Annotated in this window: 21 protein-coding genes and 1 tRNA gene; 12 read left to right on the top strand and 10 right to left on the bottom strand. The window is 62.9% G+C overall.

Annotated features, from left to right (window positions below):
- Positions 1–253: 253 nt before the first annotated feature.
- Entirely contained in the window at positions 254–1,954 is a 1,701-nt protein-coding gene (gene rpsA, locus JQ609_RS19140; RefSeq protein WP_192736228.1) for a 30S ribosomal protein S1, read from the bottom strand.
- A 488-nt stretch (positions 1,955–2,442) separates the two neighbouring features.
- Here rpsA and JQ609_RS19135 point away from each other — a divergent pair, with 488 nt between their 5' ends.
- The gene (locus tag JQ609_RS19135; RefSeq protein ID WP_212207432.1) at positions 2,443–2,613 is read left to right on the top strand and encodes a hypothetical protein; all 171 of its coding nucleotides are present in this window, start codon (positions 2,443–2,445) and stop codon (positions 2,611–2,613) included.
- Between the two features lie 10 nt (positions 2,614–2,623).
- On the opposite strand, the gene cmk is transcribed toward JQ609_RS19135, so the two are convergent.
- Together cmk and aroA are read right to left on the bottom strand one after the other, a co-directional pair.
- Positions 2,624–3,253 (bottom strand): (d)CMP kinase, encoded by a 630-nt coding sequence (gene cmk / locus JQ609_RS19130; protein ID WP_212274535.1) that lies wholly within the window; start codon positions 3,251–3,253, stop codon positions 2,624–2,626.
- Between the two features lie 179 nt (positions 3,254–3,432).
- Positions 3,433–4,785 carry a 3-phosphoshikimate 1-carboxyvinyltransferase gene (aroA, locus tag JQ609_RS19125; protein ID WP_212274534.1) on the bottom strand — a complete coding sequence of 451 codons (1,353 nt, stop codon included), beginning with the start codon at positions 4,783–4,785 and terminating at the stop codon, positions 3,433–3,435.
- Positions 4,786–4,932: 147 nt separating this feature from the next.
- On the opposite strand from aroA, the gene JQ609_RS19120 reads away from it, so the two are divergent.
- From JQ609_RS19120 to JQ609_RS19110, 3 genes are all read left to right on the top strand, one after another.
- On the top strand, positions 4,933–5,352 hold the full coding sequence (locus tag JQ609_RS19120) for a TIGR02300 family protein (RefSeq protein ID WP_192736224.1): 420 nt from the start codon (positions 4,933–4,935) through the stop codon (positions 5,350–5,352).
- A gap of 65 nt (positions 5,353–5,417) precedes the next feature.
- A tRNA-Ala gene (locus JQ609_RS19115) sits at positions 5,418–5,493 on the top strand.
- Positions 5,494–5,651: 158 nt separating this feature from the next.
- Positions 5,652–5,888: a GIY-YIG nuclease family protein gene (locus JQ609_RS19110; protein WP_212274533.1), complete on the top strand. Its 237-nt coding sequence runs from the start codon at positions 5,652–5,654 to the stop codon at positions 5,886–5,888.
- A gap of 11 nt (positions 5,889–5,899) precedes the next feature.
- Here the strand turns inward: JQ609_RS19110 and JQ609_RS19105 are convergent, their stop codons facing one another.
- Entirely contained in the window at positions 5,900–6,355 is a 456-nt protein-coding gene (locus JQ609_RS19105) for a MarR family winged helix-turn-helix transcriptional regulator (RefSeq protein WP_212274532.1), read from the bottom strand.
- A gap of 163 nt (positions 6,356–6,518) precedes the next feature.
- On the opposite strand from JQ609_RS19105, the gene JQ609_RS19100 reads away from it, so the two are divergent.
- The 8 genes from JQ609_RS19100 (at position 6,519) to JQ609_RS19065 (ending at position 13,907) form a co-directional block, all read left to right on the top strand.
- Complete coding sequence (locus JQ609_RS19100; protein ID WP_212274531.1) at positions 6,519–6,947, top strand: organic hydroperoxide resistance protein; 429 nt, start codon at positions 6,519–6,521, stop codon at positions 6,945–6,947.
- A gap of 149 nt (positions 6,948–7,096) precedes the next feature.
- Positions 7,097–8,299 carry a CaiB/BaiF CoA-transferase family protein gene (locus JQ609_RS19095; protein WP_212207436.1) on the top strand — a complete coding sequence of 401 codons (1,203 nt, stop codon included), beginning with the start codon at positions 7,097–7,099 and terminating at the stop codon, positions 8,297–8,299.
- 297 nt (positions 8,300–8,596) lie between these two features.
- Positions 8,597–9,910 carry a sn-glycerol-3-phosphate ABC transporter substrate-binding protein UgpB gene (gene ugpB / locus JQ609_RS19090; protein ID WP_212207437.1) on the top strand — a complete coding sequence of 438 codons (1,314 nt, stop codon included), beginning with the start codon at positions 8,597–8,599 and terminating at the stop codon, positions 9,908–9,910.
- 64 nt (positions 9,911–9,974) lie between these two features.
- Complete coding sequence (gene ugpA / locus JQ609_RS19085) at positions 9,975–10,856, top strand: sn-glycerol-3-phosphate ABC transporter permease UgpA (protein WP_212274530.1); 882 nt, start codon at positions 9,975–9,977, stop codon at positions 10,854–10,856.
- A complete protein-coding gene (ugpE, locus tag JQ609_RS19080; RefSeq protein WP_212207439.1) occupies positions 10,856–11,704 on the top strand; it encodes a sn-glycerol-3-phosphate ABC transporter permease UgpE in 849 nt (282 codons plus the stop codon). The genes ugpA and ugpE overlap by 1 nt, the downstream gene beginning before the upstream one ends.
- Positions 11,705–11,827: 123 nt before the next feature.
- Positions 11,828–12,919, top strand: coding sequence for a sn-glycerol-3-phosphate import ATP-binding protein UgpC (locus JQ609_RS19075; protein ID WP_212274529.1), 1,092 nt, complete (start codon positions 11,828–11,830; stop codon positions 12,917–12,919).
- Positions 12,920–13,164: 245 nt separating this feature from the next.
- Positions 13,165–13,590 carry an Hsp20 family protein gene (locus JQ609_RS19070; protein ID WP_024584318.1) on the top strand — a complete coding sequence of 142 codons (426 nt, stop codon included), beginning with the start codon at positions 13,165–13,167 and terminating at the stop codon, positions 13,588–13,590.
- A 50-nt stretch (positions 13,591–13,640) separates the two neighbouring features.
- A complete protein-coding gene (locus JQ609_RS19065) occupies positions 13,641–13,907 on the top strand; it encodes a DUF1150 domain-containing protein (protein ID WP_192736215.1) in 267 nt (88 codons plus the stop codon).
- 206 nt (positions 13,908–14,113) lie between these two features.
- Here JQ609_RS19065 and ptsN read toward each other — a convergent pair whose 3' ends face one another.
- From ptsN to lptC, 6 genes are all read right to left on the bottom strand, one after another.
- The gene (gene ptsN, locus JQ609_RS19060; RefSeq protein ID WP_192736214.1) at positions 14,114–14,575 is read right to left on the bottom strand and encodes a PTS IIA-like nitrogen regulatory protein PtsN; all 462 of its coding nucleotides are present in this window, start codon (positions 14,573–14,575) and stop codon (positions 14,114–14,116) included.
- 244 nt (positions 14,576–14,819) lie between these two features.
- Positions 14,820–15,419 (bottom strand): ribosome hibernation-promoting factor, HPF/YfiA family, encoded by a 600-nt coding sequence (gene hpf, locus JQ609_RS19055; RefSeq protein ID WP_192736213.1) that lies wholly within the window; start codon positions 15,417–15,419, stop codon positions 14,820–14,822.
- Between the two features lie 71 nt (positions 15,420–15,490).
- Positions 15,491–17,161 carry an RNA polymerase factor sigma-54 gene (gene rpoN, locus JQ609_RS19050; RefSeq protein ID WP_212274528.1) on the bottom strand — a complete coding sequence of 557 codons (1,671 nt, stop codon included), beginning with the start codon at positions 17,159–17,161 and terminating at the stop codon, positions 15,491–15,493.
- Positions 17,162–17,254: 93 nt separating this feature from the next.
- On the bottom strand, positions 17,255–18,286 hold the full coding sequence (lptB, locus tag JQ609_RS19045) for an LPS export ABC transporter ATP-binding protein (protein ID WP_212274527.1): 1,032 nt from the start codon (positions 18,284–18,286) through the stop codon (positions 17,255–17,257).
- 189 nt (positions 18,287–18,475) lie between these two features.
- Complete coding sequence (locus JQ609_RS19040) at positions 18,476–19,162, bottom strand: LptA/OstA family protein (protein WP_212274526.1); 687 nt, start codon at positions 19,160–19,162, stop codon at positions 18,476–18,478.
- Positions 19,159–19,902, bottom strand: a complete 744-nt coding sequence (gene lptC, locus JQ609_RS19035; RefSeq protein WP_212207444.1) for an LPS export ABC transporter periplasmic protein LptC — start codon at positions 19,900–19,902, stop codon at positions 19,159–19,161. The genes JQ609_RS19040 and lptC overlap by 4 nt, the downstream gene beginning before the upstream one ends.
- Between the last annotated feature and the right edge of the window lie 130 nt (positions 19,903–20,032).

Below are 20,032 nucleotides of genomic sequence, written 5' to 3'. Positions count from 1 at the left end.
CCGAAGTGTCACAATATGAATCACACAAAATGCCGATTCGGGAATCCCCGACATCAGATGTGTGCATGCCCTAGGGCGAAGGCCGGGACCCATAACCACCGATCTCGATTGTCGCACCTGGCTGGAGCTCCAGCTTTCGTACCACACCATCCTTTGGCTATGGGTCCCGGCTCAAGGCCGGGACGACAGCGGTGAGACAAAAAGGCCCCGGTCGAAACCGGGGCCTTGGTCTTTGCGAACAGGGAAGCTGTGCTTACTTGTCGCGGTTCTTGAGCGCGGTGCCGAGAATGTCGCCCAGCGTCGCTCCCGAATCGGAGGAACCGTACTGCGCGATGGCTTCCTTCTCTTCGGCAACTTCCAGCGCCTTGATCGAGACCTGCACCTTGCGGGCCTTCTTGTCGAACTGGATCACGCGGGCATCGACCTTCTCGCCGACGGCGAAACGCTCGGCGCGCTGATCGTTGCGGTCGCGGGCGAGTTCCGACCGCTTGATGAAGGTGGAGAAATCGGTCCCCGAGATCTTCACCTCGATGCCGGCTTCCTTCACTTCGAGCACTTCGCAGGTCACGACCGCGCCCTTCTTGACGTCGCCAGGCTCTGCGAAGGGGTCGCCTTCGAGCTGCTTGACGCCGAGCGAGATGCGCTCCTTTTCGACATCGACGTCGAGCACCACGGCCTTGACCATGTCGCCCTTCTTGAAGTTGTCGATCACCTGCTCGCCCGGAAGCTTCCAGTCGAGGTCGGAGAGATGGACCATGCCATCGACGTCGCCGTCGAGACCGAGGAACAGACCGAACTCGGTCTTGTTCTTGACCTCGCCTTCGACGGTCGCACCGACCGGGAACTTCTCGACGAAGACCTCCCAGGGGTTGCGCATGGTCTGCTTGAGGCCGAGCGAGATGCGGCGCTTGACCGAATCCACTTCGAGAACCTGCACTTCGACCTCCTGCGAGGTCGAAACGATCTTGCCGGGGTGCATGTTCTTCTTGGTCCACGACATCTCCGAGACGTGGATCAGGCCTTCGATGCCCGGCTCCAGTTCGACGAACGCGCCGTAGTCGGTGATGTTGGTGACACGGCCGGTGAAGCGCGCGTTCAGCGGGTACTTCGCCTCGATGCCCTGCCACGGATCGTCCAGCAGCTGCTTCATGCCGAGCGAGATACGGTGGGTCTCGTGGTTGATCTTGATGATCTTGACCTTCACCGTTTGACCGATGGTGAGCACCTCGGTCGGGTGATTGACCCGGCGCCAGGCGATATCGGTGACGTGCAAGAGGCCGTCGATGCCGCCGAGATCAACGAACGCACCGTAATCGGTGATGTTCTTGACCACGCCGTCGATCACCTGGCCCTCTTCGAGGTTCTGCACCAGCTCCTGGCGCTGCTCGGCGCGGGTCTCTTCGAGAACCGTGCGGCGCGACACCACGATATTGCCGCGGCGGCGATCCATCTTGAGGATCTGGAACGGCTGCGAATTGTTCATCAGCGGCGCGACGTCGCGGATCGGGCGGATGTCGACCTGCGAACGCGGCAGGAAGGCCACCGCGCCGTCGAGATCGACGGTGAAGCCGCCCTTGACCTGGTTGAAGATGACGCCGTGAACCTTCTCGTTGTTGTTGAAGGCCTTCTCGAGCTTGCCCCAGCTCTCCTCGCGGCGCGCCTTGTCGCGCGACAGCACGGCTTCGCCGAGCGCATTCTCGATCCGGTCGAGGAACACCTCGACTTCGTCGCCAACCTTGAGTTCGCTGTCGCGGCCGGGTCCTGCGAACTCACGCAGCGCCACGCGGCCTTCGGTCTTCAGGCCGACGTCGATGACGGCCATGTCCTTTTCAATTGCAACTACCTTGCCCTTGATGACGGAGCTTTCCTGCAAATTGCCGCCGGCGAAGGACTCGTCCAGCATCGCAGCGAAATCGTCGCGGGTAGGATTATAAGAAGCAGCAGTCGAAGCCATTTGTTCTCCAGATGCGGGTATCGCCGGCCATTCGGGTTAAGGGGCGTATCGCGCGTGAAGTGTCAGGGGTCCGCAAACCCTAACGACCGCCGTTTGCGGGAAATCGCAAATAGCGGGCCGGCAGCATGCCTGCACGTTCGGTACGTTGATTTATCCGGAGCCTCGAAGCGTATCGACTTCAAGAACCTGGAGCGGGCTTTCCTCCAATGACGGCAGGGGCTCAAACCGCCTGCCGGCCCGCTCGGACAGCCCTGATCTTATCGATGGCGGCCCGGATGGCCGGTGATATAGCCCCAAGGGGTCTTTTCGGCAAGCGGAAATGCCCGATTTGCGGGGCTTTAAGGCTGGCGGAGGCTCGCCATGGGCCCATGTTTTCAACGCCTTGTTCACCGCATGACGCAAAAGGCCCGCGGTGTCCGGCGCAATGGAACCCGGCCTTAAGCGCCGCCCCCAACGATGGCACGATTCAAAACAGGGGGAGTGCCAGCATGAAGAGCCTGATCGCGATGACCGCCATCGCCGTTTTTACCGTCGCTACGGCCGTTGCCGGCAAGCCGGCCTATTTTGCGACCAACACGGCGGTTGCCGCGGCCAAATCAAAGCCCGTCCTGATGGCCGAACAGCGATTGCCGTTCGACCGCGACCGCTCGAAGAACTGAACCGAAGACTTCACCGCCTGGCGCGGACCGCCTCGACGATCGCGATCGCGGCGCGAACGCCGCCTTCGATATCGAGATTGGAGTTGTCCAGGATATGGGCATCGGGGGCCGCCTTCAGCGGGGCTGCGGCGCGATTGCGGTCCCGCTCGTCACGCTTGAGAATATCGGCCAGCACCAGCGCTTCATCCGCCGCTTCACCCCGCGCGAGCGCTTCCAGCGTGCGGCGGTGCGCCCGCACCTTCGGGTCGGCGACGACGAAAATTTTCACGTCCGCATGCGGGCAGATCACGGTGCCGATGTCGCGCCCGTCGAGCACCGCGCCAGGCGGATCGGCCGCGAACTGGCGCTGAAAGCTGACCAACGCTTCACGCACCGTGGCAATGGCTGACACCACCGAAGCGGCATCGCCGATCCGCTGCGACTTCAGCTCGGGATGGCCGAATTTTTCCGGATCGAGCGCCATCGCGGCGGCGACGGCGCGGGCTTCATCGGTGAGATCAAAGCCCTGGTCCAGCAGCATTTTGGCCACGGCGCGATAGATCACGCCGGTGTCGAGGTGGCGATAGCCGTAGTGCTGCGCGAGCCGCTTGCCCAGCGTGCCCTTGCCCGAGGCGGCGGGTCCGTCGATGGCGATGATCATGAGAGCCTGTGTCTAAGGTGATTGGAGACCGCGCGCCCGCCGCAGAGGCCGTTCCTCGGTAAAAATGTTGCGGGACGCGAATTCAGCTAACGCTGCGTCTCGCGAAGCCCCCATTCTAATTCTTTCGATGGCCTCGGCTAGCGTGTTTGGGCGCACCACGTCCCTCCACTCAATCGCGTTCAACTGGAAAACTCCGCCCCGAGCCCGCGCATCATTGGAATGAAATCCGGAAAGCTGGTGGCAATGAAGCTGGTGTCGTCGATCTTGACCGGCTTGTCGGCGGCAAGCCCCATCACCAGCGCCGACATCGCGATGCGATGATCCATGTGGGTAGCGACGAGGCCGCCGCCGGGCACGTGCCCCCGGCCTTCGACGATCAGATCGTCGCCGGCGACCTCGACCTTGACGCCGTTGACGCGCAGCATCTCGGCGGTCGCCTCCAGCCGGTCGGATTCCTTGACGCGCAGCTCCTGCAGGCCGCGCATGATGGTGGTGCCTTCGGCAAACGCGGCCGCCACCGCAAGCACCAGATATTCGTCGATCATCGAGGGCGCGCGCTCCGGCGGCACTTCGACACCGCGTAGTTTTGAGGCCCGCACGCGCAAGGTGGCCATCGGCTCGCCGGCGTCGCCGCGCACGTCGCTCTCCTCGATCGAGGCGCCCATCTCGCGCAAAGTCGTGAACAGGCCGGTGCGCAGCGGATTGGTCATGACGTCGGAGAAGACGATGTCGGAGCCCTCGACGATCAGCGCCGCGACGATCGGGAACGCTGCGGACGACGGATCGGCGGGCACCACGACATCGGCGCCGTGCAGTTCGGGCTGGCCGGTGAGCGCGATCTTGCGGCCATGGCTGCCTTCGCTGGTCGAGACGATCTGCGCGCCAAAATGCTTCAGCATCAATTCGGTATGGTCGCGGCTCGCCTCCTGCTCGATCACGGTCGTGACACCCGGCGCAGCGAGGCCCGCCAGCAGTACCGCCGATTTGATCTGGGCGGAGGCCACCGGCGTCCGGTACAGGATCGGCACGGGGTCGCGGGCGCCATACAGCGTCAGCGGCAGGCGGCCACCTTCCTTGGCCTCGCCGGTCCGGGCGCCCATCAATTCCAGGGGATCGAGGATCCGCCGCATCGGCCGCGAACGCAGCGAGGCGTCGCCGTCGAAGACCGCCGAAATCGGGCAGCCGGCCACCGCCCCCATCACCAGCCGGCAACCGGTGCCGGAATTGCCGAAATCGAGCGGGCCCGCGGGTTGGGCGAATCCTGCCACCCCGACGCCCCTCACCTGCCAGGCAAACGGCCCGGTTCGTTCGATCTTGGCGCCCAGCGCCTGCATCGATTTCCCCGTATTGAGCACGTCCTCGCCCTCAAGCAGGCCGGAAATCGTGGTCTGGCCGACCGAAAGCGCCCCCAGAATCAGGGCCCGGTGCGATATAGACTTGTCGCCGGGAACCCGTACTTTACCGGTCAGGGAGCCGCTGGAACGGGATTCCAGCGGGGTCGGATGGGCTGCAAGCCGGTCTGAATGGGTCAAGATTGTGTCCTCTCGCGCAGGGCGGCAGGTATCACATAGGCAAGCCAGCGTCACGTGGCCGTCTCATGCGCGCAAACCGCTATTGACAGCGGCCTAGCAACTAGCCAAGTGAAGCACCGTTTTTCAGAAATTCCCAGGACTCCACACGTGGCCAAATCCGATCTCGGAACCAAACGCATTTGCCCGACGACGGGTAAGAAGTTCTATGACCTGAACAAGTCGCCGGTGATCTCACCCTATACCGGTGAGGTCGTGCCGATTGCGCCGATTGCGCCGCCGCGGGCCGCCCGCGGTGATGCCGCACGCGCTGCCGCCGCAGCGAGCGCCGCCGCCGATGCGCCGGAACCGGCCGAGGCCGAGGAATTGGTCTCGCTCGAAGAGGCCGATGCCGAGGAGAACACCGGCAAGGTCAAGGCCGTCGTTCCCGAATCGGAAGACGACATCGAAATCGACGAGACCATCGAGGGCGACGAAGACGACGATTCGACCTTCATTCCCGACGAGGAAGAAGGCGATGAGGACGTCACCGACATCATTGGTGACGTCGGCGGCGACGAAGAGACTTGAGATCGGCCCTGAACTGTGGTTCAGGGTCATGCCCGCACGTCGCCCAAGGCGCGCGGATCGGTTAAGGGGCCATAGCTCAGCTGGGAGAGCGCTTGCATGGCATGCAAGAGGTCGGCGGTTCGATCCCGCCTGGCTCCACCAGCCTTCGCTCGCTTCGCGAGCTACGGCTCGGCAAGCCACCCCGTGGCCTATCGTAGCGAAGCTAGCGAAGGCTGCCGCGCCGTAGCCCGCAGGGCGAAGGCGGGCTAAGGCAGGCCAAATGGCACAACGTGCTTTCCGCGACATGCCGAGGGTCCCCCATGAAGTACGTCTACATCCTGGAAAGCCTTGATTCCGAGCACTTCTACGTCGGCATTACCGACGACCTGCGGGCCCGATTGGCAAAGCACAACGCTGGCGGGGTCCCACACACTTCAAAATACGGACCTTGGCGAATCAAGACTTACGTGGCGTTCAGCAACGAAGCGCAGGCCATCGCATTCGAAAAGTATTTGAAGTCTCCTTCCGGCCGGGCCTTCGCCAAGAAGCGGCTCTAACCGCCCGCCCCCTACTCCCCCAACGCCGCGTTCAGCTTGTCGCGCAGCGCGAGCAATTCGTTCTTCATCGCCACCAGTTCCCCCACCGAGCACGCCGAGCTCGCCAGAATACCCTGCGGTACCGCCCTGGCTTTTTCCCGCAGCGCCTGGCCTTTCGGCGTCAGTGCGATCAGGACCTGGCGCTCGTCCTCGGTGCTGCGCGTGCGCCGGATCAATTCGGCAGCCTCCATCCGCTTCAGGAGCGGGGTCAGCGTGCCGGAATCGAGGAACAGCTTCTCGCCGATGTCCTTGACGGGCACGCCGTCACGTTCCCACAGCACCATCATCACGAGATATTGCGGATAGGTCAGCCCCAGTTTTTCGAGCAGGGGCTTGTAGACGCGATTGAACGCGTGCGCCGTGGAATACACCGCAAAACAGATCTGATTGCTGAGCAGCAGCGGGTCGACCGCCGGTTTCCTAGCCATTTGCACCTCGCCAAGTGGGGACGCCCGTGATCATTTAGGGCCGCGGACGAGCCTAATCAATTGCATACAATTAAATTGCGGACCCCTTCATTTTTTCTATTGTGCACAATCTAATTGTGTGCAATACGACAACCATCGAAAACCAAACCCAAGGGAGACCAACATGTCCGTGAAAGTCCTCTACAAGACCACCGCAACGGCCACCGGCGGGCGCGACGGTATCGCCTCGACGGCTGACGGCGCCTTCAGCGTCAAGCTTGCGACCCCGAAGGAGCTCGGAGGCGGCGGCGGCGCCGGCAACAATCCCGAACAGCTGTTTGCGGCCGGCTATGCCGCCTGTTTCATCGGCGCGATGAAGGCGGTTGCGGCTCAGGGCGGCGGCGTGAAGGTGCCCGCGGACGCCTCCGTGACCTCCACCGTCGGCATCGGCCCGCGCTCGGAAGGCGGCTTCGGCCTTGATATCGACCTCGCCGTTTCCCTGCCCGGCCTTGCCCGCGCCGACGCCGAAGCACTGGTCCAGAAGGCCCACCAGGTTTGCCCGTATTCCAACGCCACCCGCGGCAATGTGGATGTGCGTCTGACCGTGGTGTAACGACCGCGTCGAACGGCCCGCTGCAACAAGCCGCGGGCCGTTTTCGCGCGCCTTCTGTCTCCGCATGCGCCTGTGCGCGCGCGGGCATTGCCGCCGCGCCCGAAGACCGCTAGCTCAGGAATTCCATTACATGAGCGAAGGTTCTTTCCATGAGTTCTCCGGCTCCCGGCGCGATGACCGGCCTGCGCGTGATCGATCTCACGCGCGTGCTCGGCGGCCCCTATTGCACGCAGATCCTCGCCGACCACGGCGCCGACGTGATCAAGGTCGAGCCGCCCGCCGGTGACGAGGTGCGCGACTGGGGTCCTCCGTTCCATGAGGAGGACGCGGCCTATTTTGTCGGCATCAACCGCAACAAGCGTTCGATCGGCCTTGACCTCGCCTCCGAGGGCGGCCGCGCCGTGTTGTTGAAGATGCTGGAGACCGCCGACGTCCTGATCGAGAATTTCAAGCCGGGCACGCTCGACAAATGGGGCATCGGCAACGACGTGCTGCGCGCGAAATTCCCAAAGCTCGTGCATTGCCGGATTTCCGGCTTTGGCGGCGACGGCCCGCGCGGCGGCAATCCGGGCTATGACGCGATCATCCAGGCCATGACCGGCATGATCGCCGCAACCGGTTCGCCGCAAAGCGGCCCGATGCGGATCGGCGTTCCGCTGGTCGACATCACCACCGGGCTTTATGCCGCGATCGGCATCCTGATGGCGCTGTCGGAGCGGCAGCGCTCGGGCCTCGGCCAGTTCCTCGAGACCACGCTGTATGAAACCGGCCTCGCGATCATGCATCCGCACACCGCGAACTACTTCATGCATGGCAAGCCGCCGAGTCTCACCGGCAACGAGCATCCCAACCTCGTGCCTTACGCGATCTTTCCGACCCGCACCGACAACATCTTCATCGGCGTCGGCAATGACGGCACCTTCCGCAAGCTCGCCAAGGAAATCGGCAAGCCCGAACTCGGCACCGATCCGCGCTTTGCCCGCAACAAGGACCGCATCGCCAACCGCGATGCGCTGCGCGCCGAACTCGCCGCGGTGTTCAGCCAGCACGATGCCGCGCCGCTGTGCGACCGCCTGCTCGCGGCTGGCCTGCCGGCCGGTCCGGTCCAGTCGATCGACCAGGCGCTGACCGCCGCCCACACGCTTCACCGCGGCGATGTCATCGAGAAGGACTGGTACAAGGGCGTCGCCTCGCCGATCCGCCTGGAGCGAACCAAACCGAGCCTGCGCCGGACCCCACCGAAATTCAGCCAGCACTCCGCCGAGGTGCTGGGCGAGTTCGGCTATTCCAAGAGCGAGGTCGAGGCGATGGTCGCCAAGGGCGTGGTGTGCGGGTCGGAGCGGAAGCGGTAACAACCCTATTGTCGTCCCGGCGAAGGCCGGGACCCATACCGCGTTGTCCCATCGGTGAACAAAGGCGGCTGATACTGCCCGTCAAATCCGCGCCGCGGCGTATGGGTCCCGGATCGCGTTCGCTGCGCTCACTTGTCCGGGACGACGAGATAACTAACAAGCCGCCTCCGCCTATTTTCCGGCTTCCCTTGGCGCCCGCTTCCCCCATACGCTGCTTTCGCTTATACGGTCATTTGTACGTCATCCGGCGCTGCTATCGCGCGAAACGAAGATGACGACCCAACCTGGAGGAATTACATGGCTTTTAGACAATTCGGCGCGGCTGCGACAGTGACCGTCGCGCTTGCGCTCGCCTCGCCTGCCCACGCCGTGACCGAGCTGCAGTGGTGGCACGCCATGACCGGCGCCAACAACGACGTCGTCAACAAGCTCGCCGCGGACTTCAACGCCAGCCAATCGGACTATAAGGTGACGCCGTCCTTCAAGGGCAGCTATGCCGACACCATGAACGCCGGCATTGCCGCGTTCCGCGCCGGCACCGCACCGCATATCATGCAGGTGTTCGAGGTCGGCACCGCGACCATGATGAGCGCCACCGGCGCCATCAAGCCGGTCTATCAGCTGATGAAGGACGCGGGAGAACCGTTCGATCCCAAGGCCTACCTGCCAACCATCACGGGCTACTACTCGACCTCCAAGGGAGACATGCTGTCGTTTCCCTTCAACTCGTCATCGACGGTGATGTGGATCAACAATGATGAGCTGAAGAAGGCCGGTATCGCCGAGATCCCGAAAACCTGGCCGGAAGTGTTCGCCGCCGCCAAGAAACTGAAGGCGGCCGGTCATGAGACCTGCGGCTTTTCCAATGCCTGGGCGTCATGGGTCCATATCGAGCAATTTTCCGCCTGGCATAACGTGCCGATCGGCACCAAGGCAAACGGGCTCGACGGTTTCGACACCGAGCTGAAGTTCAACTCGCCGCTGCATGTCAAGCACCTGCAGAACCTGATCGACCTGCAGAAAGACAAAACCTACGATTATGCCGGCCGTGCCAACGGCGGCGAAGCCCGGTTCGCTTCGGGCGAGTGCGCGATTTTCCTGACGTCTTCGGGCTATTACGGGACCGCGAAAAGCACCGCCAAATTCGACTTCACCTCGGCGCCGATGCCCTATTATCCCGACGCCGCGGGCGCTCCGCAGAACTCGATCATCGGCGGCGCTTCGCTGTGGGTGATGGGCGGCAAGAAGCCTGAAGAGTACAAGGGGGTCGCCAAGTTCTTCACCTTCCTGTCCGACACCAACCGTCAGGCCGACCTGCATCAGAAGTCCGGCTACCTGCCGATCACCAAGGCCGCCTACGAAAAAACCAAGGCGGATGGCTTCTACGAAAAAAACCCCGTTCTGCAGACGCCGCTGAAAGAACTCACCAACAAGGAGCCGACCGAGAACTCGCGCGGCCTGCGCTTCGGCAACATGGTGCAGATGCGCGAACTTTGGTCCGAGGAGATCGAGGCAGCCCTCGCGGGCAAGAAGACCGCGCAGGAAGCACTCGACGCGGCCGTGGCGCGCGGCAATGCCATGTTGCGGACGTTCGAAAAGACGGCCAAATAGCAACGGCGAAGACTCCCTCTCCGCTATCCGGAGAGGGAGCACCTCTGGCATCACAGCGTCCTGAATGGAAAAGTCCGTCGTCTTCAACAACAAGCTGTTGCCGTATCTGCTGTTGGTGCCGCAGCTCATCATTACATTCGTATTCTTCTACTGGCCGGCGAGCCAGGCGGTCTTGCAATCCTTCAAGCGCGAGGACGCGTTTGGTCTGACGTCCGAATTCGTCGGACTGGAAAATTACCAGTCGCTGTTCGCCCAGCCTGAATATTACAAGTCGATGCTGACGACGCTGATCTTCTCGTCGCTGGTCGCGGCGTTGTCGCTTTCCATTGCGCTGTTGTTCGCAACCCAGGCCGACAAGAACCTGAAAGCCGCGGGCACCTACAAGACGCTGATGATCTGGCCCTATGCGGTGGCCCCCGCGGTCGCCGGCGTGCTGTGGATTTTCATGTTCCATCCCTCGCTCGGCACGCTGGCGCGGCCGCTGCGCTGGATGAATTTCGACTGGAATCCGCTGCTCAACGGCAACCACGCCATGACCCTGGTGGTGATGGCCGCGGTGTGGAAGCAGATCTCCTACAATTTCCTGTTCTTCCTGGCCGGCCTGCAATCGATCCCCAAGAGCGTGCTGGAAGCCGGCGCGATCGACGGCGCGGGTCCGATGCGGCGGTTCTGGACCATCGTCTTCCCGCTGCTGTCGCCGACCACGTTCTTCCTTCTGGTCGTCAACGTCGTCTACGTCTTCTTCGATACCTTCGGCATCATCGATGCCGTCACCGGCGGCGGCCCGGCCGGCGCCACCACCACGATGGTCTACAAGGTCTATGCCGACGGACGGCTCGGCGGCGATCTCGGCGGCTCGGCCGCGCAGTCGGTGGTGCTGATGGTGATCGTGATCGCGCTCACCGCGGTCCAGTTCAAATATGTCGAGCGCAAGGTGCAGTACTGATGGTCGAGCACCGCCCGCTCAACGACATCATCGCCTACGCGATCCTGACGCTCGGCGTCTTCATCGTCGCCTTTCCAGTCTATCTGGCGCTGATCGCATCCACCCACGACGCCGCGACCGTGGTCGGCGGCAGCATGCCGCTGACGCCCGGCAGCCAGGCGCTGGAAAACTACTACCGCGCGATATTCGTCGGCGGATCGCGGACCAGCCGCGAGCCGGTCGCGCACATGCTGATCAACTCCTTCATCTCGGCGATCGGCATTGCCGTCGGCAAGATCTTCATCTCGATCTTGTCGGCCTACGCCGTGGTGTATTTCCGCTTCCCGTTCCGCAAGACCGCATTCTGGATCATCTTTGTCACGCTGATGCTGCCGGTCGAGGTGCGCATCTATCCGACCTACAAGGTGGTCGCCGATCTCAAGATGCTCGACACCTATGCGGGACTGATCATGCCGCTGATCGCTTCTGCCACCGGAACGCTGCTGTTCCGGCAGTTCTTCATGACGGTTCCTGAGGAATTGCTGGAAGCATCGCGGATCGACGGTGCGGGTCCGTTCCGCTTCTTCTGGGATACGCTGCTTCCGCTGTCGGTAACGACGATCGCGGCGCTGTTCGTGATCCAGTTCATCTATGGCTGGAACCAGTATCTGTGGCCGCTGCTGATCACCACGCAGGATTCGATGCAGACCATCGTCACCGGCATCAAGAAGATGCTGTACACGACCGACGAGTTGGCCGAATGGCAACTAGCGATGGCGACCGCCATCCTCGCGATGCTGCCGCCGGTCGCGGTGGTCGTGTTCATGCAGCGCCTGTTCGTGCGCGGACTGGTGGAAACAGAAAAGTGAAGGGGCGAGTGGCGAATCGCGAGTGGCGAATGGCGAATGGAACGTCAGGCTATGAGCGCGTAACTTTGCGCTTCCCTATTTGCTACTCGCCATTCGCCACTCGCCCCCAACAAAGGTAACTCAATGGCCGGCGTCACCCTCCGCAACGTCCGCAAGACCTATGCCGGTGGCTTTGAAGCCATCAAGGGCATCGAATTTGACGTCGGCGACGGCCAGTTCTGCGTGCTGGTCGGCCCTTCCGGCTGCGGCAAGTCCACGCTGCTGCGGATGGTCGCGGGGCTCGAGACGATCACCGGCGGCGAGATCGATATCGGCGGCCGTATCGTCAACCAGATCGAGCCGGCCGACCGCGACATCGCGATGGTGTTCCAGAACTACGCGCTCTACCCGCATATGAGCGTCTACAACAACATGGCCTACGGCCTGCGCAACCGCGGCATGCCCGAGCCCGAGATCAAGACTCGCGTCGAGGAAGCCGCGCGCATCCTCGAACTCGTCACGATGCTCGACCGCAAGCCGCGGCAATTGTCCGGCGGCCAGCGCCAGCGTGTGGCGATGGGGCGCGCGATCGTGCGGCAACCGAAAGTGTTTCTGTTTGACGAGCCGCTGTCGAACCTCGACGCCAAGCTGCGCATCGCGATGCGCGTCGAAATCCGCAAACTGCAGCGCCGGCTCTCCACGACGGCGATTTACGTCACCCACGACCAGCTCGAGGCGATGACGCTGGCCGACATCCTGGTGGTGATGAATGCCGGCGAGGTCGAGCAGATCGGCAATCCGCTCGACATCTATCAGAAGCCCGCGACCACCTTCGTCGCCTCCTTCATCGGCGCGCCACCGATGAACCTGATGCCGCTGCGGTCCGATGAACTCAAATCGCAACTGGCAGGCGACAGCCGCCTCAACGAGGCCAGCATCCTCGGAATCCGTCCCGAAGACTTCGTCATCTCAAATGAGGCCGTCGGCGGCGGTGTGGCACTTGGCCTCACCGTCGAGGCGATCGAGCACGTGGGGGCGGAAACCTTTATCTACGGCGCCCGACAACACGAGACGCAGGCGGTGGCTGCCAACCCCGGCGAACTGCCGCCCGGCGAGGTGATCGTTCGGATTCCCGGGGCCATCGGCCCCGCCATCGGCGAGCGAATCAGGGCGGTGGCGCCACCAGACAAACTGCATCTGTTTACCGCCGATGGCCGCAAGCGCGTGGGTGATTGATCCCGTCATTCCGGGATGGTGCGCTAGCACCAGACCCGGAATCTCGAGATTCCGGGTTCGGTCCTTTGGACCGCCCCGGAATGACGTGAAAACAGGGCGGCGCGGCCGATTTACGCAGCGCCTGGAGCGGCTTGAACCCTCCCCAAATCACCCCCATATTGCTGTTTGACCGGTCAGCAAACCCGCCGGCCGGTCGAATGGGGTGCCGCAAGGGCCCCTCAAAGTCGCTTCGAGAGGACTTTGTAATGTCTCGTGTTCCATCGTTATCCAGTCCGTTCCTGCTTGGGTTCGACGAAATTGAGCGTGCGCTCGATCGCGTCGTCAAAGGCGCCGACGGCTATCCTCCCTACAACATCGAGCGCTGCGACCGCAGCAATGGGCAACCCGAACGCTTGCGCATCACGCTGGCGGTCGCCGGGTTTACCCGTGACCAACTCGATGTGACCATTGAGGAAAACCAGCTGGTGATCCGGGGCCGTCAGCAGGACGACAAGGCCCGGCAATACATCCATCGCGGCATCGCCGCGCGCCACTTCCAGCGCACCTTCGTGCTGGCGGAGGGGATGCAGGTGCTGGGCGCGGATCTGAAAAACGGGCTGTTGTCGATCGACCTTGCCAGGCCGGAACCTGAAAGGGTCATTAAGACAATTGCTATCAATGAGCACGAATAATGGAACGAGGAGCGGACTCGACCGCTTAGTCTCATAGAGGAGTCGAGACCATGAGTGATGTGAGTGTGACGTTCGAAACTGAAAAGGTTTCCGTTGAGGCGCTGGCCCATCTTGGTGAGGGCCATATCGCCTACGTAAAGCAAGTCCGTTCCGAGGACGTGCCCGGGCTGTTTCCACAGGCGCCGAAGATCGCGCCAGGACTGAAACTGTTCGCGCTGCATGCCGCCGACGGTACCCCGATCATGCTGACCGACAGCCGCGAGGCAGCGGTCGCCAATGCATGGAGCAACGAATTGCAGGCCGTCAGCGTGCACTGAACCGGCTTGCCGGTGTCAGCCTGATCCGACGCTTGTCGGTATCAACTGACGCAGCGTTTGCTGCTGTCGCTGGCGCAGGCTTGGTAGCGGTCGCGTAGACCGCGATGAGAGTTCGCAATACGCGGGCATGTTTCTCGGATCGGGGAACGGCCCGCGTAGTTTTTTGGCCGGCGCAATTCGCCAGCGTCAGTTCGGGAATGAGTGTGTTACGCCGCGCTCGCCGGCGGCAGCGCCAGCACCGAGTAGATCGCCTGGGCGTCGCGCGAGGCGCGCAGTTTCTTGGCGACGTCCTGATCGCGCAGCAGGCGGGCAATCCGCGCCAGCGCCTTCAAATGATCGGCGCCGGCCCCTTCCGGCGCCAGCAGCAGGAATACCAGGTCGACCGGCTGGCCATCCATCGCTTCGAAATCGATCGGGCGTTCAAGCCGGGCGAAAAACCCGAACAGCTTTTCGAGCTTGGGCAGCTTGCCGTGCGGTATAGCAACGCCGTAGCCGACGGCGGTGGTCCCCAGTTTTTCGCGCTGCAGCAGCACTTCGAAGACCGCGCGCTCGTTCTGCCCGGTCAGGGTCGCCGCCCGCGCCGCAAGTTCCTGCAACGCCTGCTTCTTGCTGATGACTTTCAACGCGGGGAGTATCGCCTCGGGTGCGACCAGATCGGTAATCGTCATGGGGCGTTCCGAGGTGAATTAAGCCGTCAGGGTGCGAAATAGGTTCGAGAACTTCAGCTTCAAGAATTGGGCGTCGAGAAGATGAGGTGGGAGGCGGGCTTAGGCCCGGGTCCCGATTGGTCGGCTTCTACTCCAACGCATGACCGGTGCCAACTCCCACGGGCGAGTTCCCGCGCGCTATCCTTAAAGGGCGGCGGACCATAGGGAGGGGCGCTTTGGGCGTCAATGCTGTCAGCCATAGTTGTCAGGGGGTAACCGCCGGGGGATCGACCCACCCGACATTGCCGTCCGTGCGCCGGTAAATGATGTTCACCCGGCCGCTCGAGCCGTGCTGAAACACGATGCAGGCCGCCCCGGTCAGATCAAGCTCCATGACAGCTTCGCTGACCGACAGCCGCTTCAGCGACTTGGTCGCCTCCGCGATGATGACGGGGCTGTATTCAGAGACCTCGTCGTCGCCCTCCGGGGCCTCGATGATGTAGCTCGGCGCGTCGAGACCCCCGCCGTTCAACTCCGCGAGCGCCGCTGAAGCCGCGTAGGTCTTGCGGGCCGAACGGTCCTTCAGCCGGCTCTTGTAGCGACGCAGGCGTTTCTCGATCATCACCAACGCCTGGTCGGCGCTGGCATAGGCGTCGGTGGCGTTCGAATCGGCTTCCAACGTAATGCCGGAATCGAGGTGCAGCGAACAATCGGTACGGAAGCCGAAGCCATCCTTGCTCAGCGTGATGTGGCCGGAATAATTGCCGTCGAAATATTTTCGCAGGACCTCATCGGTGCGCTCGCTGACGCGCGAACGAAGCGCTTCGCCGACGCTGATGCTTTTCCCGGAGATTCGAAGGGTCATTTGATGCCTCGCTTGATGCCTCGTTCACTCTGTCGGGAAACCGACACTATCGCGATTTGACGCGAACGCAATCAGGCCGGCGCCGTATCACGGGACCGGTCGGAGGAAGTGGCCGGGGCTGAAAGTGCGTTACCGAGCATGCTTTGTTTGTCACGGCGGCGCTGCACCGAGGAAGGGATTCGCATCGCTTCGCGGTACTTCGCGACGGTGCGGCGGGCAATATCAATGCCCGACTCGCGCAATCGTTCCACGATCGTATCGTCGGAGAGGATCGCGGCCGGGGCTTCCGCGTCGATCAATTGCTTGATGTGGTGGCGGACCGCTTCGGCCGAATGGGCCTCGCCGCCGTCGGCCGAAGCGATCGAGGCGGTGAAGAAATACTTTAGTTCAAAGCTGCCGCGATTGGTCGCCATGTATTTGTTGGCGGTAACCCGTGACACTGTCGATTCATGCATCTGGATCGCGTCCGCCACCGCCTTGAGGTTCAGCGGCCGAAGATGCGCCACGCCATGGGTGAAGAAACCGTCCTGCTGGCGCACGATTTCGGTCGCGACCTTCAGGATGGTGCGGGCGCGCTGATCGAGCGCGCGGACCAGCCACGTCGCATTCTGCAGGCAGTCGGTGAAGTAGGATTTGTCGCCGTCCTTGCGGATCGTCTTCGACAGCTCGGTGTAATAGACCTGATTGACCAGCACACGCGGCAACGTGTCGCTGTTGAGTTCGACATGCCAGCCGCCGTCCGGGCCCGGCCGCACATAGACATCCGGCACCATGGTCTGGGTGCGCGCCGAGCCGAACTTCAGGCCGGGCTTGGGATCGAGCCGGCGGATCTCGCCGATCATGTCGGTGATGTCCTCGTCGTCGACACCGCACAATTTTCGCAAAGACGCGATGTCGCGCTTGGCCAGCAAATCCAGGTGTTCGACCAGCGCCTGCATCGCGGGGTCGTAGCGGTCGAGTTCGCGGAGCTGGATCGCGAGGCATTCGCTCAAATTGCGCGCGCAAACGCCGGGCGGATCGAACTTCTGCAGCACCGCAAGAACCGCATCGACATCGGCTTGCGCGGCGCCGAGCCGTTCGGCGGCCTGCCCGAGGTCCTGCGGCAGGTAACCGGCATCGTCGACCAGATCGATCAGATATTGTCCGATCATGCGCTGCACCGGACCGGGGAAAGCCACCGCCAGTTGTTCGGCAAGATGGCTGCCGAGGGTGATTTCGGCGGCGACAAAGGCTTCCAGATTGTAATCGTCGTCGTTCGACGCACCGCCGCCCCACTCGGTGTAGGCGGTGGGCGCGGCATCCTGCGCCGCACGGGCCGCGGCTTCCGCCGGCTCTTCGGTAAAGACGTTGTCGAGCGGGGTATCCAGCGTCTGCTCAATTTCTGTGCGGCTGCCGAGGTCGCGGTTCAGCCAGTCTTCCTGGCCGGCTTCGAACTGGCCGGGCTCAAAATTGTCGCCGGCAGAGCCGGCCATCTCGCCCGGCTCGGCGCCGCCCTCGTCGCCATAGCTCTGGGAATCACCGGAATTGGAGAATTCAGCCTGTTCCGGGACCGGCTCGCCCCTGACCGGCGCTTCAGGACCGTCGCTGGCCCGCTCCAGCAGCGGATTACGCTCCAGCTCCTCCTCGACGAAGGCCGAGAGGTCGAGATTCGACAGCTGCAGCAGCTTGATCGCCTGCATCAGCTGCGGCGTCATCACCAGCGACTGCGACTGGCGGAATTCTAGTCTCTGCGTCAGGGCCATGGAGGCGAGAACCGATCCACTGAAAGTTGGTCCGATTCTTGCTTATCCTAGTCCAAAGCTGATGTACACGGCTTGACGTCTGCTAAAAATGGGCTAGAGGCGGAATTCCTCGCCAAGGTAAAGACGGCGTACATCCGGATCGTTGACGATGTCGTCCGGACTGCCCTCCGTCAAGATTTCCCCGGCATAGACGATGTAGGCGCGGTCGGTCAGGCCGAGCGTTTCACGCACGTTGTGGTCGGTGATCAAGACGCCGATGCCGCGATTGGTGAGGTGGCGGACCAGATCCTGAATGTCGCCGACGGCGATCGGATCGATGCCGGCGAACGGCTCGTCGAGCAGCATGTAGTTCGGACGCGTCGCCAGCGCGCGCGCGATCTCGACGCGGCGGCGCTCACCGCCGGACAGCGCGATCGACGGCGATTTGCGCAGGCGCGCGATATTGAATTCATCGAGCAGCGCATCGAGCTCGGCCTCGCGCTTTTTCCGCGAAGGTTCGACCACCTCGAGCACCGCGCGAATATTCTGTTCCACCGTGAGGCCGCGGAAGATCGACGCTTCCTGCGGCAGATAGCCGATGCCGAGCCGCGCGCGCTGATACATCGGCAGCTTGGTCACGTCATGGCCGTCGAGTTCGATGGTGCCGCGGTCGGCCTTGATCAGCCCGGTGATCATGTAGAACACCGTGGTCTTGCCGGCGCCGTTCGGCCCGAGCAAACCCACCGCCTCACCGCGGCGAACATAGATGTTGACGCCGCGCACGACCTTGCGGGTGCCAAAGCTTTTTTCCACGCTATGCACGGCCAGGTAGCCCGGCCGCTGGATCAGACGGGCCGCAGCCGCGCCATTGGTCCTGGATTGGTTCTTGGGGGCCTGGGTTCTGGGGGCCTGCGCGCGCGGGCGCGGTTCCTCGTATGGCGGCTCCACCGCATGCTCCGGCGGCTGGGGCAATTCCAGTCCGGTCAGCGGGACGGCACGTGCCATCGGCGGCGCATCGCGCACCGGGTTCGTCAGCATGTCGCCAAAGGAATCGCCGAGCGCAGTGATGTCCTCGCGCGAACGCGCAAATCCTGCCGGCCCGCGTTTTGCGGGGCGTCGACGGAACATGCCGAGTAAATCCACCATCCCGCTTCGCTTAGCCTTTCACGGTGATCCCGCGACACCCGCCTGCGAATCGATCCGCCCGCAAAGCATGAATGAATGGATGTTCCGTGCCCAGTGGAACACCTTGCCGCGCCCGCCCAGTAGATACAGCCTCGGAACCCCGGCTTCAACCGTGAGAGCCCAACATAATAATTAAGACTTTGATTTGTCTTATTTTTTCCCAGGAAGCAGCATAGGCAGGCCCGGCTTCGCGCCGCCCGGTGCCGGCGCCGGCGCCGATCCGCAGCCTTGGGACCCCTGGTCGAACAGGCCCCGCACCTGGCCGCTGTCGGATTCGACCCGCGACACGCCGGTGGTCATGTCCACCTTCAGGCGGTCGCCCTGGAGCACGTTTTTGCACTGGGTGAGCACCACGCCGCCCGTCATGGTGATGAGGTTAGCCCTGGTGTCGAAGATAGCGGTCTCGCCGGTCACCACCTGGTCTTTCTGCGTGACGACGACTTTGCCCTTGGCTTCCAGCCGGCGGATCGAGGAGCTGCCGCCGGGCCCCGGGCTTGCCGCCTGCATCGGGGCGGATTTCGATCCCTTGGCGGCAGCAGGCGCCGGCGCGGCCGGACCCGAATCGTAAAACACCACCAGTGTCTTCGAGGTCATGGTGGTGTCGCCCTGCACGACCTTCACGTTGCCGGCGAAGGTGGCTTCCTTTTGCTTGTCGCGCATCTCCAGCGACGCCGCCTCGATCTGAATCGGCTGATCGCGATTCTGCGAGAAGCCCTGCATCGCATTGGGCACGCCCGACACCGCGCCTTGCGCCAAAGCCGCGCCGGGGCCGATCAGCGCGAGCGCGAACGCCGCCGTGGCCAGACTGCGCGGGAAAAACAGCTTCATGAAAATCATTTCGCGTTGGAAGATTTGCCGGAGACGGATCGCGTCTTCGGCGCTGGAGCAACGGGTTCGGGCGCTGGCGCAGGCTGAGCGGGCGCAACGTCATCACCCAGTTTGTCCAAATTCATCACGACATTGCCTTCGAACCGCACCACCTCGCCGCTGTTGAGGATTTTGAGCCTGTCGGCGACGAGCGTTCCGTTCAGCAGCTTGACATCGACATGTTCATCCGAGGTTACCGTGCCCTTGTTGATGTCGATATAGGCCTGCGACAGGCGGGCTTCATAGCCGGTGGAGGATTGCAGGAAGATATCCTTGCGCAGATCGAGCAGTTGCTGCTTGCTGTCGTAATAGCCGGTGCGGGCGTCCATCGTCACCGTGCTCTTGTCTTCCAGCATCACCTTGGCGCGCGGCGCCCTGAGTTCCATGTGGTCGGGATCGGTCAGATCCTGGATCGCGGCCTTGGCCCAGACTTCGTACGGCCGCTGGTCGGTCGAAAAGCCGGCGAGATGCGGCGATTCCATCGTAATCTTGGTGCCGGAAACAACCAGATTACCGATGTCGACCGGGAGCTTCGGCAACAGCATCCGGAACGGATTGAAGATCGACACGGCAACGATGCTCGCCATCGCCAGCACCACCGCCGACGGCACCGCGATCCGCAGCATCCGTACCATCCGGCTGTGGCGCGCCGCGCTGGCAAAGCGCGCCTCCATTCCGGCGACGTAGGCTGGGTTCTGTGACGAGTTCACCGCTGCTCCAGAGCGAGGTTAGCCCGCCATTGTAGCCGGGATTGCCTTAGGATGCAGCCCGGACCTCGCTTTACCAGTGTGACCGAAACGGGGCGTAAACACCCCCCAGGCGGCCCTGAATGCCCCCTGG

Source organism: Bradyrhizobium sp. AUGA SZCCT0169 (assembly GCF_018130085.1).
GTDB lineage: Bacteria > Pseudomonadota > Alphaproteobacteria > Rhizobiales > Xanthobacteraceae > Bradyrhizobium.
Note: the sequence above shows the minus strand (reverse complement) of the source record. Positions and strands in the feature narration are given on the sequence as shown.